The 15,942-nt window shown below is 60.2% G+C and carries 17 protein-coding genes; 3 read left to right on the forward strand and 14 right to left on the reverse strand.

Going from position 1 to position 15,942, the window contains the following annotated elements:
* Positions 1-64: 64 nt before the first annotated feature.
* From ACGK9W_RS12375 to urtA, 14 genes are all read right to left on the reverse strand, one after another.
* Positions 65-901 (reverse strand): NERD domain-containing protein, encoded by an 837-nt coding sequence (locus tag ACGK9W_RS12375; protein ID WP_405417008.1) that lies wholly within the window; start codon positions 899-901, stop codon positions 65-67.
* A gap of 173 nt (positions 902-1,074) precedes the next feature.
* Positions 1,075-1,260 carry a hypothetical protein gene (locus ACGK9W_RS12380; protein WP_139216036.1) on the reverse strand — a complete coding sequence of 62 codons (186 nt, stop codon included), beginning with the start codon at positions 1,258-1,260 and terminating at the stop codon, positions 1,075-1,077.
* 44 nt (positions 1,261-1,304) lie between these two features.
* Positions 1,305-1,943: an urease accessory protein UreG gene (ureG, locus tag ACGK9W_RS12385; protein WP_041645525.1), complete on the reverse strand. Its 639-nt coding sequence runs from the start codon at positions 1,941-1,943 to the stop codon at positions 1,305-1,307.
* A 22-nt stretch (positions 1,944-1,965) separates the two neighbouring features.
* On the reverse strand, positions 1,966-2,685 hold the full coding sequence (locus ACGK9W_RS12390; RefSeq protein ID WP_092031957.1) for an urease accessory protein UreF: 720 nt from the start codon (positions 2,683-2,685) through the stop codon (positions 1,966-1,968).
* Positions 2,651-3,235, reverse strand: coding sequence for an urease accessory protein UreE (locus tag ACGK9W_RS12395; protein WP_092031960.1), 585 nt, complete (start codon positions 3,233-3,235; stop codon positions 2,651-2,653). The genes ACGK9W_RS12390 and ACGK9W_RS12395 overlap by 35 nt, the downstream gene beginning before the upstream one ends.
* Positions 3,236-3,282: 47 nt before the next feature.
* Entirely contained in the window at positions 3,283-4,986 is a 1,704-nt protein-coding gene (gene ureC / locus ACGK9W_RS12400; protein WP_092031962.1) for an urease subunit alpha, read from the reverse strand.
* The gene (locus ACGK9W_RS12405) at positions 4,983-5,300 is read right to left on the reverse strand and encodes an urease subunit beta (protein ID WP_008175206.1); all 318 of its coding nucleotides are present in this window, start codon (positions 5,298-5,300) and stop codon (positions 4,983-4,985) included. The genes ureC and ACGK9W_RS12405 overlap by 4 nt, the downstream gene beginning before the upstream one ends.
* Positions 5,301-5,310: 10 nt before the next feature.
* Complete coding sequence (ureA, locus tag ACGK9W_RS12410; RefSeq protein WP_092031965.1) at positions 5,311-5,613, reverse strand: urease subunit gamma; 303 nt, start codon at positions 5,611-5,613, stop codon at positions 5,311-5,313.
* Between the two features lie 41 nt (positions 5,614-5,654).
* The gene (locus ACGK9W_RS12415) at positions 5,655-6,551 is read right to left on the reverse strand and encodes an urease accessory protein UreD (RefSeq protein ID WP_092031968.1); all 897 of its coding nucleotides are present in this window, start codon (positions 6,549-6,551) and stop codon (positions 5,655-5,657) included.
* Positions 6,548-7,246, reverse strand: coding sequence for an urea ABC transporter ATP-binding subunit UrtE (gene urtE / locus ACGK9W_RS12420; protein WP_405417012.1), 699 nt, complete (start codon positions 7,244-7,246; stop codon positions 6,548-6,550). The genes ACGK9W_RS12415 and urtE overlap by 4 nt, the downstream gene beginning before the upstream one ends.
* On the reverse strand, positions 7,246-8,070 hold the full coding sequence (gene urtD / locus ACGK9W_RS12425; protein WP_053112904.1) for an urea ABC transporter ATP-binding protein UrtD: 825 nt from the start codon (positions 8,068-8,070) through the stop codon (positions 7,246-7,248). The genes urtE and urtD overlap by 1 nt, the downstream gene beginning before the upstream one ends.
* Positions 8,067-9,191: an urea ABC transporter permease subunit UrtC gene (gene urtC, locus ACGK9W_RS12430; protein ID WP_053112905.1), complete on the reverse strand. Its 1,125-nt coding sequence runs from the start codon at positions 9,189-9,191 to the stop codon at positions 8,067-8,069. The genes urtD and urtC overlap by 4 nt, the downstream gene beginning before the upstream one ends.
* A gap of 3 nt (positions 9,192-9,194) precedes the next feature.
* Positions 9,195-10,793 (reverse strand): urea ABC transporter permease subunit UrtB, encoded by a 1,599-nt coding sequence (urtB, locus tag ACGK9W_RS12435; RefSeq protein WP_405417015.1) that lies wholly within the window; start codon positions 10,791-10,793, stop codon positions 9,195-9,197.
* Between the two features lie 91 nt (positions 10,794-10,884).
* Positions 10,885-12,192 (reverse strand): urea ABC transporter substrate-binding protein, encoded by a 1,308-nt coding sequence (gene urtA / locus ACGK9W_RS12440; RefSeq protein ID WP_008175225.1) that lies wholly within the window; start codon positions 12,190-12,192, stop codon positions 10,885-10,887.
* A 352-nt stretch (positions 12,193-12,544) separates the two neighbouring features.
* Between urtA and atzF the strand changes: the two genes are divergently transcribed.
* The 3 genes from atzF (at position 12,545) to ACGK9W_RS12455 (ending at position 15,827) form a co-directional block, all read left to right on the forward strand.
* Positions 12,545-14,359 carry an allophanate hydrolase gene (gene atzF / locus ACGK9W_RS12445; protein ID WP_405421064.1) on the forward strand — a complete coding sequence of 605 codons (1,815 nt, stop codon included), beginning with the start codon at positions 12,545-12,547 and terminating at the stop codon, positions 14,357-14,359.
* 44 nt (positions 14,360-14,403) lie between these two features.
* Positions 14,404-15,096 (forward strand): GntR family transcriptional regulator, encoded by a 693-nt coding sequence (locus tag ACGK9W_RS12450; protein ID WP_273044519.1) that lies wholly within the window; start codon positions 14,404-14,406, stop codon positions 15,094-15,096.
* Positions 15,097-15,557: 461 nt separating this feature from the next.
* Entirely contained in the window at positions 15,558-15,827 is a 270-nt protein-coding gene (locus tag ACGK9W_RS12455) for a ComEA family DNA-binding protein (RefSeq protein ID WP_008175232.1), read from the forward strand.
* The last annotated feature ends 115 nt before the right edge of the window (positions 15,828-15,942 follow it).

The following is a 15,942-nucleotide window of genomic DNA, read 5'->3' on the forward strand; positions in this document are numbered from 1 at the left end:
AAGCTCAGAACCAAAAACTCAGATTTCGCCAGTTAAACCACTTAAATCAATACGCTCCGTTGCGTTAACATTCTGGTCGCTCCGTAATCATTTGAGAGCTTCGTTTCTGCAATAACGAAGCACCAACCATCCCCCGGCACTTGGGAAATGCCTTGCAGCCATAAAAGTCCTTCCCAATATTCTCTCCACGCTTCACCGTGCGCTTTACCATCTCACCCTGGCACTTCGGGCATCGTGGCTCACTGTTTTTCTTCGCCACGACCTCCTTCACATGCTTGACGTGATATCTGTGATTTTTGAACGTAGCCGCCAGCCGCCCGGATTCAATGGCTTCGATTACCTTCTGAACCTCAACATCCGACAGCCGCTGCTCGGTTTGGGCTTTGATATAGCGGACATACCCACCACCGTGGGTCACGTTCTCCGGCATTGGCGTTTTGAACGTCGAATCCCCCACAAAGACCACTACCGAAAACACCTGCTCATCACTCAGCTCCAACAGGCTTTGCAGTGTCTTAACGTGTTTGTAGTTCTGGTGCAGCGGGTTCTGAAATTTCTGCGAGTACTTGAAGATCTTCTGTGTCCAATACCGCTGTTTGGCGTTACCGAAGATCCAGCCCTTCATGTTCTTGGTTTCCACCACAAACACCCCGTACCGGGAAACGATGATGTGGTCGATCTGGGTGGTGCCGTCTTCCGTGGGCAGGGTGACATTCTTGATTAGGTGGTAACGGGTTTTATCGAGAAAGAGTTTGGCGGAAAGGTTAACCACCGCTTCCCCGGCTCTGCCTTTGAACCAAGGCGATTTGATGACCGCCGCAACGAGGAAGAACGGAATCAGATACCAGATGGCCGTTGGAATGGCGTTTTGGAGGGTGTGCAGTAGCTGGGTGTGGTCCATCCGTTATCCTTAACAGCGGCGTCAGTCCGTTTCTTCTGAATACACACTAGCCTAATCGTAAGGTAACTTCCTACCCTTCGGACGTAAAATTTAGTAATTCAAAAACGGAAAAGCCGCCCGAATCAGGAGCGGCTTTTCAAACCAATAAGGAGCAAATCAGTCTAGGTCTCTCCTCAATCCTGCCCGCCTCGTTTATGCCGCATCAGCGCGTAGATGCCAGCAGCAACCGCAGCACCAGCCGCCAGGAAGTATTCAATATGCACTCCATCACCAAGTGCTTCATGGCCGGCGTGACCAAAGGCAGCACCTGAGATCAGTAGCAGGCCGGCAGTCATAGTCAATCGGTTAGTCAGTTGCATAGTTTTCTCTCCGTAGTTCGTTTAAATCTCAAAATCCGGTTTCTCTAAGCAGTCTCGGCAAGCTTCTCAGGCCGGCGCTCCGGCAGCATGCCCCGCTCCAGAATGAAGCTGATGATCGTCTCCAGCCCTACTCCGTCGTAAAGGTTGGTGAACACGAAGGGGCGTTCGCCGCGCATTTTCTTGCTGTCCCGCTCCATCACATCCAGGGAGGCGTGCACCTGTTCCGCGATGTCGATCTTGTTGATGATCAGCAGGTCGGATTTGGTGATGCCGGGGCCGCCTTTGCGGGGGATCTTGTCGCCAGCGGAGACGTCGATCACGTAGAGGGTGAGGTCGCTCAGTTCCGGGCTGAAGGTGGCGGAAAGGTTGTCGCCGCCGGATTCCACCAGCACCAGTTCCAGGTTCGGGTGGCGGTTTTGCAGGTCGTCGATGGCCGCCAGGTTCATGGAGGCGTCTTCGCGAATGGCGGTGTGGGGGCAGCCCCCGGTTTCCACGCCGAGGATGCGGTCTGCGGCCAGGGCTTCGTGGCGCAGGAGGAAGTCGGCGTCTTCCCGGGTGTAAATGTCGTTGGTCACCACGGCGATGTCGTAGTGATCCCGCAGGGCTTTGCACAACTGGCGCAAGAGGGCGGTTTTGCCGGAACCAACCGGGCCACCCACTCCAACTCTCAGACAATGTGTCATGGCAGATCTCCTCAATTGTTATTCAGCTTCTGAAAAGCCGTGAATACTGTGTTTCATGCAGTGCACTTCCGAGCGCCAGTCCCGGCAGGATGGGCCCGAGTTCGTGATCGTTTCGTTCCAGGGCCGTGTCTACCGCCACCGCCAGTTGCGGCCGCAGCCGTTCGATAATGCGCTGTGCGGCGGTATGGCCGAGGGGCAATGCCTTGCAGGCCACCGCGAGCTGGTTTTCCAGCCAGGCCCAGGCGAAGCCGAGCAGCGTCTGGCGCACCGGTAAAAAGCGTTTATGGGCGGCCCAGGCGAACATGGTGATGTAGCCGGGCTCTTCCGGAATCAGGTGTGGCTCTGGCAGCAGCTCCAGGTTGCGCAAGAGAGTAACGAGGGCGCCGCCGAGGCGGGTGTCTTCGTCGCTCAGTTCGGCGGTTTCCCGGGTGGCGTGCAGCCAGTCGTTCCACTTTGCCAGCGCAATGGCATCACCTTCGGCCCAGGCGGTCTGCAAACGCACCAGCAGGGGCAGTTCGCAGCGGCTGAGGCCGTCTTCCAGCACGCCTTCAATCCACTGGGCCAGTTCGGCTTCGTTGTTCACCCAGCCCAGTTCGAAGGCGCTTTCCAGGCCCTGGGACCAGGCGAAGGCGCCGATGGGCAGTGCGGGGCTGACCAGTTGCATCAGGCCCAGCAATGCCAGGTCGTCCACCTGCGGGGTGGCGGCCTCAGTGGGTGTGTTTGTGACTGTGACTGTGGCCATGGCTGTGCCCGTGGTCGTGATCGTGTGAATGGCTGTGGCCGTGGGAATGGCCGTGGGAATGGCCGTGGCTGTGCCCGTTTCCATGGGAATACCCGGCCTGGGTGTAGGCTCCGGGTTCCGGATCGAATGGCGCGGTGTGGTGCACAAGTGTGGCACCCAGGCGTTCCGCCAGTTCTTCCAGCACGTGGTCCGGGGTAATGCGCACGTAGGCGCCTTTGTCGTCCATGCCGATGGCCAGGGTCACGTGGCGGTTGCCCAGGTGGTAACACAGGCGCGCCAGGGGCTGGCCGTTTTCGATTCGGGCGGTGACCACCTGTTCCTCGGCCGCGCGGATGCGAATGATCTCTCCGGTTTTTGCCAGTAGCAGGTCGCCGTCCCGCAGCACGGGGCCGCGATCAAGAAACAGGCCCACGTCCACCCTGGTCTGGGTGGTGGCGCGCAGGCGGCCACGGATGCGCAGCTCGTACGGCAAAATCAGGTTATCGAGGATTTCGGAGCTGTCGATTTCGGCAGCTTCCTGTTCGCTCAGGCGTTTTGTCAGTTCCAACATAATCAGTTCTCCAGTACCCGGCTCAGAACAGCCTTGAGCTGTATTGATTAAAAGAGATGGTAGCGCTGGGCCAGGGGCAGTTCGGTGGCGGGCTCACAGGTGAGCAGTTCGCCATCGGCATGCACTTCGTAGGTTTGCGGGTCCACGGTGATGTGCGGGCACGCGTCGTTCAGTTTCATGTCGCCCTTGCGCACCTCACGTACGCCCTTGCAGGCGGATAATGGGCTGTCCAGGCCAAGCTCTTTGCCAATACCGGCATCAATTGCCGCCTGGCTCACAAAGCTCAGGCGGGTGGCACTGGCCGCCTTGCCGAAGGCGCCGAACATGGGGCGGTAATGCACCGGCTGGGGCGTGGGAATCGAGGCGTTCGGGTCGCCCATGGGTGCAGCGGCAATCATGCCGCCTTTGAGGATGGTGGCCGGCTTCACGCCGAAGAACGCCGGGCTCCAGAGCACCAGGTCCGCCAGCTTGCCCACTTCCACGGAACCCACTTCATGGGCGATGCCATGGGTGATGGCCGGGTTGATGGTGTACTTGGCGATGTAGCGTTTGGCGCGCAGGTTGTCGGCGCCACGGTCTTCGTCTTCCGGCAGCAGGCCGCGCTGCTGTCTCATCTTGTGGGCGGTCTGCCAGGTGCGGCACACCACTTCGCCCACCCGGCCCATGGCCTGGGAGTCTGAGGCGATCATGGAGATCACGCCCATGTCCTGCAGGATGTCCTCGGCGGCGATGGTCTCGCGGCGGATGCGGGAGTCGGCAAAGGCGACGTCTTCCGGGATGTTCGGGTCCAGGTGGTGGCACACCATCAGCATGTCGAGGTGTTCGTCGATGGTGTTCACGGTGTAGGGTCGTGTCGGGTTGGTGGACGACGGCAGCACGTAATCCTTGGAGCAGGCGGTGATGATGTCCGGTGCGTGGCCACCGCCGGCGCCTTCGGTGTGGTAGGTGTGGATGCAACGTTCTTTGAACGCGGCCAGAGTGTCTTCCACAAAGCCGGATTCGTTCAGGGTGTCGGTGTGAATCGCCACCTGCACATCGTATTTGTCGGCCACGGTGAGGCAGTTATCGATGCTGGCCGGGGTGGTGCCCCAGTCTTCATGCAGCTTCAGGCCAATGGCGCCAGCCTGGATCTGCAGTTCCAGGGATTCCGGCAGGGAGGCGTTGCCCTTGCCCAGAAAACCAATGTTCATGGGCAGGGAATCCACCGCCTGGAGCATCTTGCCAATGTGCCACGGGCCCGGCGTGCAGGTGGTGGCGTTGGTGCCCGTGGCCGGGCCGGTGCCGCCGCCGAGCATGGTGGTGATACCGCTCATTAGCGCTTCTTCCACCTGCTGGGGGCAGATGAAGTGGATGTGGGCATCGATGCCGCCGGCGGTGAGGATCTTGCCCTCACCGGCGATGATTTCGGTGCCGGGGCCGATCACGATGGTCACGTCCGGCTGGGTGTCCGGGTTGCCGGCCTTGCCGATGGCGGCGATGCGGCCTTTCTGGATGCCCACGTCGGCTTTGACGATGCCCCACCAGTCGAGAATCAAGGCGTTGGTGATCACGGTGTCCATCACGGCGGCATCGGCACGCTGGCTCTGGCCCATGCCGTCGCGGATAACCTTGCCGCCGCCGAATTTTACTTCGTCGCCGTAGTGGGCGGCGTCGCTTTCCACTTCAATCCACAGGTCGGTGTCGCCGAGCCTTACCCGGTCGCCGGTGGTTGGGCCGTACATGTCGGCGTAGGCTTGTCGGGTAATTTTCATTTCTGGCCCTCCAGTTTGCCCATGACTTCCTGCCGGAAACCGTAGATTTCACGGCCGCCCGCAAACGGGATCAGCGTCACTTCGCGGCTCTGGCCGGGTTCGAAGCGGATGGCGGTGCCGGCCGCCACGTCCAGGCGGTAGCCACGGGCCTTGGCACGGTCGAAATCCAGGGCCGGGTTGGCTTCGGCAAAGTGGTAGTGAGAGCCGATCTGGATCGGGCGGTCGCCGGTATTGGCCACGTCTATCTGGATGCGCTCACGGCCTTCGCAGAGTTCGATGTCGCCGTCTTTGAGCTGGTATTCACCGGGAATCATGGCGCGCTCCTTACACGATGGGGTTGTGGACGGTGACGAGCTTGGTGCCATCGGGGAAGGTAGCCTCCACCTGCACTTCGTCGACCATTTCGGCGATGCCGTCCATCACGTCATCACGGGTGAGGACTTCGGTGCCGGCGGCCATCAGCTCGGCCACGGTGCGGCCCTCGCGGGCGCCTTCCATGATTTCGGCGCTGATCAGGGCCACGGCTTCCGGATAGTTGAGCTTCAGGCCTTTGGCTTTCCGGCGCTCGGCCAGCAGGGCTGCTGTGAACAGCAGCAGTTTGTCTTTGTCTCTTGGCGTTAATTCCATCGTTGTTTGCTCCGTTGATCGCGTCGCATTCTGCTTGTTATTCAGGTCAGCCAGATTCGGGGAACGCTGGCAGGCTGGCCGGTGAGTCTTGGTCTGATCAGTTCCCAGGCTTGCTGGCACAGGGCCCAGGCTTCGTTTCGTTCCTGCCCCAGGTAGCGCAGCAGCACCACACCCCGGCGGCGGGTCACCGCCCAGCGGTGGCTTTCCGGAAGGGTTTCCCTGAGTTCTTCAATGGCGGCGGCTTCGTCGTCCAGGCCGACCACCCAGAGGGTGGCCTGCACGGTGGCGCCGCCCTGGCCCCAGTGGCCTTTGAACCTGGCGTGGTTCGGGTCCATCAACTGGCGTTCCAGCCACAGGGGGCGGCCGTCCATCAGCAGGCGGAATTTCTGCTCCAGGTGGCCCGAAACAAACGGCAGTTTGCTGGCCGGGCGCCCGAGGGCAAGGATTTCCCAGCCGATGCATCGGGCGCCGGCTTCCAGTTCAATGGTGGTGGTCTGTTCGCCCCGGGAACCATCAAACGCCAGGGTTTCCTGGGGCAGGTATTCGAGAATGCCGCCCTGCTCCACCTTCAGCCGGGTGTGCTGGGCCCAGGCCACCCCATGGCTGTCGGCCTTGTAGAGCTTGGCCGCCGCTGGCGTGGTCAGCAGGGTGTGCGAGTCTTTACCTACACGTGCCTCGATACTCAGTGCATCGCCACTCACCAATCCGCCCGGCGGATGCAGTAGGTACACGTGGCAGCAGCCATGACGGCCTTCCGGGTAAAACGGACGTTGCACCCGCAACGGGCCTTTGTGGCGTACATGGGTCATCCGGGTGGCGGTGTTGCTGCCATCCGGCCGGGCGTCGAAGCCCAGGGCAATGGACGCGGCCCAGTGCCGCCCGGCGTCGAAACGATGGCCGGAGTCGTGGGCGGGTTCGATGCGTTCAAAAACCGTCATACCGTCAGGTGCTTCTTGATGAGTTCATCGGTCAGCTCGGCAATCTCACCGTCCGCCACGCGGCGGCCCCGGTCGAGGATGGCAAAGCGGTCAGCGTATTTGCGGGCAAACGGAAGCTTTTGCTCCACCAGCAACACGGTGAGACCGTCTTCCTCGATGAGCTTTCGGATTACCTCGCCAATCTGGGCCACGATGTTGGGCTGGATGCCTTCGCCCGGCTCATCGAGGATCAACAGACGCGGTTCGATCACCAGGGCCCGGCCAATGGCCAGTTGCTGTTGCTGGCCGCCGGACAGGTCACCGCCTCGGCGGTGGCGCATTTCTTTCAGCACCGGGAACAGCTCGTACACCCGTTCGGGAATTTTCTTGCTGCCGTCCTTGCGCACCGCCAGCCCGGTGCGCAGGTTTTCTTCCACGGTCAGCAGCGGGAAGATCTGCCGGCCCTGGGGCACGTAGCCAACGCCCAGCCGGGAGCGGTCTTCCACTTTCTTTTTGGTGAGTTCCACGTCGCCGGCAAATTCAATGCGGCCGCTCTTGGTGGTTTCCTCGCCCATGATGCATTTCATCAGGGTGGTCTTACCCACGCCGTTACGGCCCATCACGCAGGTGCACTGGCCCTGTGGCACGTCCAGGTCCAGATCCCAGAGGGTATGGCTTTCGCCGTAGAACTGGTTGAGTTTTTCAATTTTCAGCATTACGCCTCCTCCCCGAGATACACCTTGATCACTTCCGGATCGTTGGAGACCTGGTCCATGCTGCCCTCGGCCAGCACGCTGCCCTGGTGCAACACGGTCACCTTGCGGGCAATGGAGCGCACAAAGCCCATGTCGTGCTCCACCACCACAACCGACTGTTTGCCAGCCAGGCTGGTGAGCAGTTCGGCGGTGCGTTCCATTTCCTGCTCGGTCATGCCGGCAACGGGCTCATCCACCAGCAACAGCCGGGGCTTCTGCATCAGCAGCATGCCGATTTCCAGCCACTGTTTCTGACCGTGGGAGAGGATGCCGGCGAGGCGGTCCCGAAGGGATTCGAGGCCGATCATTTCCAGCACTTCGTCGATGCGGTCCCGGTATTCGGCTTTCATCACGGCGGTCAGCGTGGGAAACACGCGCTTGTCCGCCGCCATGGCCAGTTCCAGGTTTTCGAACACGGTGAGGGCCTCGAACACCGTGGGTTTCTGGAACTTGCGGCCGATGCCCAGGGAGGCAATGTCCGGCTCGTTCATGGTCAGCAGATTGTGGCGGCTACCGAACCAGACCGAGCCGGTGTCCGGGCGGGTTTTCCCGGTGATGATGTCCATCATGGTGGTTTTACCCGCGCCGTTGGGGCCGATGATGCAGCGCAGCTCGCCGTCGTCGATGGTGAGGTTGAGGTTGTTGATGGCCTTGAAGCCGTCAAAGCTTACGTTCACGTCTTCCAGATACAGGATCGGCCCGTGGCGCACGTCCACCGGGGACTGCACCTGGGTCAAAAACTCGAACACATGCTCGCGGTCGGTCAGCTCCTGAAAAAAGCTCATACAGTCGCCTCCTGCTCGGTGGGGGTATCGTCATCTTCCCTGGCTTTCCGACGCTTCTGCAGCAGCCCGGCAATGCCCTTGGGCAGGAACACGGTCACCAGCACGAACAGGCCACCGAGGGCGAACAGCCAGGCGTCCGGCATGATGCCGGTGAACACGGTTTTGGCGTAGTTCACCAGGATGGCCCCGATCACCGCGCCGTAGAGGGTCGCCCGGCCACCCAGGGCCACCCACACCACGATCTCGATGGAGAACAGCGGCGAGAATTCACTGGGGTTGATGATGCCTACTTGAGGCACATACAGCGCCCCTGCCACACCCGCCAGCATGGCGGAGACCACGAACACGAACAGCTGAACCCGCTCCACCCGGTAACCCAGGAAGCGGGTACGGGCCTCGGCATCCCGGCAGGCCACACTCACCCGGCCCAGCTTGCTGGTCACAATGCCCCGGCAAATCACGTAGCCAATGGCCAGGGCGATACCGGTGGCGATGAACAGCCCGAGGCGGGTGGCGTCGGTACGCAGGTTAAAGCCGAGGATGTCTTTGAAGTCGGTGAGGCCGTTGTTGCCGCCAAAGCCCATCTCGTTGCGGAAGAAGGCCAGCATCAGCGCGAAGGTAAGCGCCTGGGTAATGATGGAGAGGTACACCCCGGTTACCCGTGAGCGGAAGGCCAGGAAGCCGAACACCAGCGCCAGCAGGCCCGGGGCCAGCAGCACCATGATGAAGGCGAACCAGGCCATGTCGAACCCGTGCCAGAACCAGGGCAGCTCCTGCCAGTTCAGGAAAACCATGAAGTCCGGCAGGATCGGGTCGCCATACACGCCGCGATCACCAATCTGGCGCATCAGGTACATGCCCATGGCATAGCCGCCGAGAGCAAAGAAGGCGCCATGGCCCAGGCTGAGGATACCGAGGTAACCCCACACCAGGTCCACGGCCACTGCCAGCAGGGCGTAGCAGAGGTATTTGCCAAGAAGCGTGACGGTAAAGGCGCTCACGTGCAGGGCGCTGTCCTGGGGCATGAACAGGTGAAGGAAGGTCACCAGCACCACGGCCGCGAACAGCACGCCAAGAAATATCTGGGTTGAACGTTCCTGTAAGGGTCTTGTTAACCACATACCTTAACCCTCCGCTGCCCGGCCTTTCTGGGGGAAGAGCCCCTTCGGCCGTTTCTGGATGAACAGGATGATGAACACCAGCACGATGATCTTGGCGAGTACGGCACCGGCCCAGGGTTCAAGCAGCTGGTTGATGGTGCCCAGGGAAAGCCCGGCAATGAGCGTGCCCCAGAGGTTACCGACGCCGCCGAACACCACCACCATGAACGAATCGATGATGTAGTTCTGGCCCAGGTTCGGGCCCACGTTGGTGAGCTGGGAGAGCGCCACCCCGGCCAGGCCGGCGACGCCGGAGCCCAGGGCAAAGGTCATGATGTCTACCCGGGTGGCGCGGATGCCCATGGAGCGCGCCATGGCACGGTTCTGGGTAACAGCGCGCACTTCCAGGCCCAGGCGGGTCTTGCGCATGATCAACATCAGCCCGGCGAACACGATCAGCGCAAAGGCCAACACGTAGAGGCGGTTCAGGGTCAGCGAGAGCGCGTCGTTGATCACCAGGGAGCCGCTCATCCAGTCCGGCGTTACCACGGTGCGGTTTTGCGGAGAGATCACCGTGCGCACCAGCTGCTGCAGGATCAGGCTGATACCGAAGGTGGCCAGCAGGGTTTCCAGCGGCCGGCCTTTGAGGTACTGGATTACGCTGCGTTCAATGATGATGCCGGCGGTGGCCGCGACCATGAACCCGGCGGGAATCGACAGAATCAGCGCCAGGCCAGGTTGGCCGGGGAAGAGTTGCTGCATGCCCCAGGTGGTGTAGGCACCGAGCATGATCAGTTCGCCGTGGGCCATGTTGATCACGCCCATCACGCCAAAGGTGATGGCCAGGCCGATGGCGGCAAGGACCAGAACCGAACCGAGGGAAAGGCCGAAATACAGGGTCTCGGCGGCGCGGTTCAGTTGGAGTTTCTGTTCAATGCTTTCGAGGGCCTTGGCGGCACGTTGAGCCAGCGCCTCGTTGTCACCGCGAACGGCTTCGTTCAAAGCGGCGCGGGCCCGGGGATGCAGGCTGCCGGCGAGCACGTCCACGGCCTCCAGGTTGCCCTCGCCCACCCGGTAGATGGCCAGGGCTTCTTCAATGCGGTTGCGTACAGCCGCGTCTTCTTCTTTCGCCAGCTGAGCCTCAAGCGGCTCGACCAGGGAAGCATCCACTTTGCCCATCATGTCCTGCGCGGAGGCTTCGCGCACATCCGGGTCTTTGGCATTCAGGTCCAGCATGGCCAGTATGCCTTCAAGCTGGCCCCGTATGCGGTTATTGATGGCGACTCTGTCCAGCTCACGGCGGGACATTTCACCCATATTCTCTCCGGTCAGCGGATCGGCAATTTCCCAGTCCCTGCCCCGGTTGTTCAGTACCAGTACAACCTGCCCGGTGTCTTTTACCCGGCTCAGGCGGTTATTTCCGTAGGCTTCGAGCCAGCCCCTGGCTCTTTCATCACCACTGCTGACGATGGCGTTCACCGCCTCTTCCACTTTACTGGCCGGCGCCTCTGCGAGATTGATCAGCAGAGCCTTGCCAGAATCGTCTTCCTGCGCCGTTGCAGGCAGCGATAGCAGGGAAAACAGGGCGATAAGCAGCAATGTGGGCGATCGGCAGATGCTCATGAGAGTGTCCTGTCTGTTTCAAGCGTGTTGCGGGGCAACAACCGGAGGCTTAACTACCCCCGGCTGTCGATGGTGCTTTACCGTCTGAGCCTTACTCGGCTTCAGCGGCCATTTCGCCCGCAGACGCGCCACAGGTGCCGGTTGCGGTGTTGAACGTGCCGCAGAACAACGGCTTGCGCCAATCTGCAATCATGTCCCGCGAACCAGGCAGGTAGTCAGACCAGGCATCGCCCGCGACCAGACCAGAGGTTTCCCAAACCACAGAAAACTGGCCGTTGTCCTGGATCTCGCCGATCAGCACCGGCTTGGTGATGTGGTGGTTGGGCATCATGGCGGCGTAGCCACCGGTGAGGTTGGGCACGGTCACACCGATGATGGCGTCTTTTACCGCATCAACATCTGTGGTGCCGGCCTTCTTGACCGCTTCCACATACATGTTGAAGCCGATGTAGTGCGCTTCCATCGGGTCGTTGGTGACCGCTTCATCATTGCCGGTGTGCTCAATCCACTGGTCGATGAAGTCGTAGTTAGCGTCGTTGTCCACGCTCATGAAGTAGTTCCAGGCGGCCAGGTGGCCAACCAGCGGGCCGGTGTCGATACCGGAGAGTTCCTGCTCGCCCACGGAGAAGGCAACGACCGGGATGTCGGAGGCCGCGATGCCCTGGTTACCCAGTTCACGGTAGAAGGGCACGTTGGCGTCGCCATTGATGGTGGAGACCACGGCGGTCTTCTTGCCGGCGGAACCGAAGCGCTTGATGTCGGAGACGATGTTCTGCCAATCCGAGTGACCGAACGGCGTGTAGTTGATCATGATGTCTTCCTTGGCCACACCCATGTCCATCAGGTAGGTCTCAAGGATCTTGTTGGTGGTGCGCGGGTAGACGTAGTCGGTACCTGCCAGAACCCAGCGCTCCACGCCGATTTCGTTCATCAGATAGTTAACCGCAGGAATCGCCTGCTGGTTGGGCGCAGCGCCGGTGTAGAAGACGTTTTCGGAGGATTCCTCACCCTCGTACTGAACCGGGTAAAACAGAAGGCCGTTCAGCTCTTCCACCACCGGCAGTACGGATTTACGGGAAACCGAGGTCCAGTTACCGAAAATCACGTCGACTTCTTCCTGGGCCAGAAGCTCGCGGGCTTTTTCAGCAAACAGCGGCCAGTTGGAGGCCGGGTCTACAACAACCGCTTCCATCTGACGACCGAGCACACCGCCCTTGGCGTTCTGTTGTTCGATCAGCATTTCAACGGTGTCTTTCAGAACGGTTTCACTGATGGCCATGGTGCCGGACAGTGAGTGCAGGATGCCCACCTTGATGGGATCTTCCGCTGCAACGGAGTTAAAAGAGATGGAGAGAGCGAGCGCAGAGAGGCCAAGTTTCACGTGTTTTTTGAGGTTCATTTCAGGCGTCCTTTTCTTAGTTGGGTATGCAGTTCGTCTTCAAACGCAGCAGGGCCTTTGCATCTGCTGTTCCATAACCCTTATATCTCCATTAAAAACAGAGGCTTATCTAGTATACAAGGCAAATAAGAGGCATCCGCGCTCCTGAATACGCCTCCGGAGTGCAGCATTCTTGAGCGTTTTTGGTGCGGCCGCACCTGATGTGGGCAGACCTGAACCGTCTTGTGCCTCAAAAATACTCATAACCTTATGTTTTCTGGTCACTATCAAGAAAAATTGGCAAATGGCACAAGCATTGCCATTCCACATGTATACAAGTTGATTACGCACATGAGGATGACCAATGCCTTCAATGCTCGGATGGACCATCAGAGATTGGCAGACTGCTTATAAAGAGGGCGCTACGCCCGAATCATTGCTGGGTGAGTTACTGACCCGCCTGGACAAAACAGACGTTGCCTGGATTTCGCTTCTGGATCAAAAAGGCCTGGATGAGGCACTTGCCGGGTTGAAACAGAAACTCCAGGACGCCGGCGGAGAGATCGACAACCTGCCGCTCTACGGCATTCCCTTTGCCGCCAAAGACAATATTGATGCGGCAGGATTTGAGACAACAGCGGCCTGCCCGGCCTTTGCCTATACTCCGGAAGAAGACGCCACCACCGTGGCCAGGCTCAAGGCCGCCGGCGCCATCGTCATCGGCAAAACCAACCTGGACCAGTTCGCAACCGGCCTGGTGGGCACCCGCTCTCCCTATGGCGCCGTGCCCAACAGCTTCAAACCGGACGTGGTGAGCGGCGGCTCCAGCTCCGGTTCGGCTTCTGTGGTTGCAAGAGGCCTGGTGCCTTTTGCCCTGGGTACCGACACCGCCGGTTCCGGCCGGGTGCCTGCCGGGCTGAATAATCTGGTGGGGCTGAAGCCAACCAAAGGGCTGTTCAGCATTCGCGGCGTGGTGCCGGCCTGCCGTTCACTGGATTGCGTGTCCATTTTTGCGCTGACCGTGAATGACGCCGGCCTGGTGTCGGATACCATGGCGGGCTTCGATGCCGATGATGCGTTTTCTCGCAAGGCTCCCTATGCGCTGCCCTTGGATGGCCCGGCCCTTCGGCGGCCCGGCCCCATTCAACGACTGGCGATTCCCGACCACCCGCAATGGTTTGGTGATCAGCAGGCAGAAGCGGCCTGGAATACCGCCATCAGCCAGTGGCGACAACAGAATGTGGAACTGGTGCCGCTTGATTTCAGCCCCATGCTGGAACTGGCTGCACTGCTTTACGAAGGCCCCTGGGTGGCTGAACGCCACGCGGCGGTGGAATCGTTCATGGCCAGCCACGGCGATGACATGAACCCGGTGGTCAAAGGCATTATCAGCAAGGCCGGGAATTTCAGCGCCACGGATACCTTCAAGGCCCAGTACCGCAAGGAAGAGCTGCAGCGCCAGATCGATGAACTGTTAGCCGATGTGGATGCCCTGCTGGTGCCCACGGCTCCGACGGCTCCCACCATCGAAGCGGTAAACGCGGACCCGGTTACACTGAACAGCCAACTCGGCACCTACACCAATTTCGTTAACCTGGCCGACATGAGCGCACTTGCTGTTCCTGCCGGTTTCCGGGACGACGGCCTGCCTTTTGGCTTAACCCTGATCAGTGGCGCCTGGAAAGACACCGAGCTGCAACGCCTGGCGTGCCAGTGGCTGAATGCCCACCCGACCCCTTTGGGCACTACAGGCAACGACCGCCCCGAAGAAGCCCCCGGGGCCGCCATCTCGACCCCCACCATCAAGGTGGCCGTTGTTGGTGCCCACCTCAGTGGCATGCCCCTGAACACCCAGCTCAGTGAGCGCTACGCGGTTCTGCTTGAGCAAACCACAACGTCCGCAAACTACCGGCTGTTCGCCCTGCCAAACACCACACCGCCGAAGCCCGGGCTGAAACGGGCGGCCCCTGGCGAAGGCAGGGAAATCATTGTGGAAGTCTGGGAAATGCCCGCCTCGGCCTTTGGCTCCTTTGTGGACCTGATTCCTGCGCCTCTGGGCATTGGCAACGTCGAGCTGGCTGATGGCCGATGGGTAAACGGTTTTATTTGCGAGGGCTACGGCTTCGAGGGTGCAGAGGACGTAACAGAGTTCGGTGGCTGGCGCGCCTATATCGCTTCCAGAGCCTGACCATACCGGGGCAATCTGGCGCTCCACGAGGGGAAACGGTGCCAATGGCAAACCCTAGACGAAAAGAGTCCGTAGCCGACAGGGTCTATGAGGCCCTGAAAGAGGACATCTTCGAGTTCCGCCTGATCCCCGGCGACCGATTCAGCGAGGGGGATGTCGGAACCCGCCTGAACGCCAGCCGGACACCGGTGCGGGAAGCACTGTACCGCTTGCAGCGGGAGGGCCATGTGGAGGTGCTGTTCCGCAGTGGCTGGCAGGTAAAGCCATTCGATTTTCAGCAGGTGGAGGAACTCTATGACCTGCGTATCACCCTCGAACGGGTGGCCGTGCACAAGATCTGCAACCTGCCTGAAGAGCCTGCAGCACTGCGAACCCTGGTAGCCCTCTGGAACCCGGACCACCCATCCGAGCGCGCGGTGGGCAGCACCGTCAGAATGCTGGACGAGAGCTTTCACTGCGATCTGGTGGCCGCTGCCGGAAACCGGGAGATGACACGAATTCATCGTGAGATCACCGACAGGCTGAGAATTGTGCGGCGCCTGGACTTCAGCCGGGACGAGCGTATTGATGCCACTTACGTGGAGCATGCCGCGATTCTGGAGGCACTGCGCAACGGGCAGGCAAGCGAGGCGGCGGATCGTCTCACCCGTCATATCCGTGCCAGCCAGAAGGCCGTGCGGGAAATCACCATGGAGCGAATCCGCGAGGCGGCTGCCGCCCACCGCAGTGAGCAATAAATTGCCTCTCAGGCCCCGAAAATACTGAACCCAGGTTCATAATTGAACCCGCCGAAACGCTTACAGATTCGTAAGATATATCGCACAAACCATGGAGCGATTCTCCGATAGGTAGGAATTCGATACACAGTAGAATGATCAGTGTCAGGGATGACAAGCCAGCAAGGAACGTTGGCTCAAGGATGAGGACTTCAGGGAAGAGCACTCCACGGACGAGGAGTTGCCCGAAGGATCGGGGCTTACAGGGATGATCACAGGGAAGACGCGCTCAGGATGAGTCGCACGCCTGAGGGAACAGGCAGGGGTCAGCCACGGAATCGGGGATCACAAGGAATGTGGTCCCGTCCGTGCACTCCCCGTACCCACAGACATTTCTGCTCTCTTCTTTACATTTCGCTTCTGCTGCTTTGCGCCCTGGCACAAAACCAAAAAACGCAACACAGCTTCAGGAGCTCGTATCTATGAAACGCACACCGCTTTTCGCAACACTCGTTCTGCTGTTCAGCCTGGTTACCGGTTTTGCCTACGCCCAGGACGCCGCTATCAATATCAACACGGCCGATGTGGCTACCCTCGCCAGCCTGAACGGCATTGGCCAGAGCAAGGCCGAAGCCATCGTTGCCTATCGCGAAGCGAATGGTCCTTTTGCAGTTACCGCAGACCTGGCAAATGTGAAGGGCATTGGCGAACGTACCATCGAGAAAAATGCCGCTCGCCTCACCGTGAAGTAATACCCCGGGCAGTGGCGCGCTGCCGCTGCCCTTCCTCTTTCTGAATCCCTTTCCTCCCTCTTTCCGGCTACCCATAAAGTCGTCTGGCAACACCGCGCTCGCCACCCTATTATTG

Origin of the sequence: Marinobacter flavimaris, from assembly GCF_045057155.1 — a bacterium.
GTDB classification, from domain to species: domain Bacteria; phylum Pseudomonadota; class Gammaproteobacteria; order Pseudomonadales; family Oleiphilaceae; genus Marinobacter; species Marinobacter manganoxydans.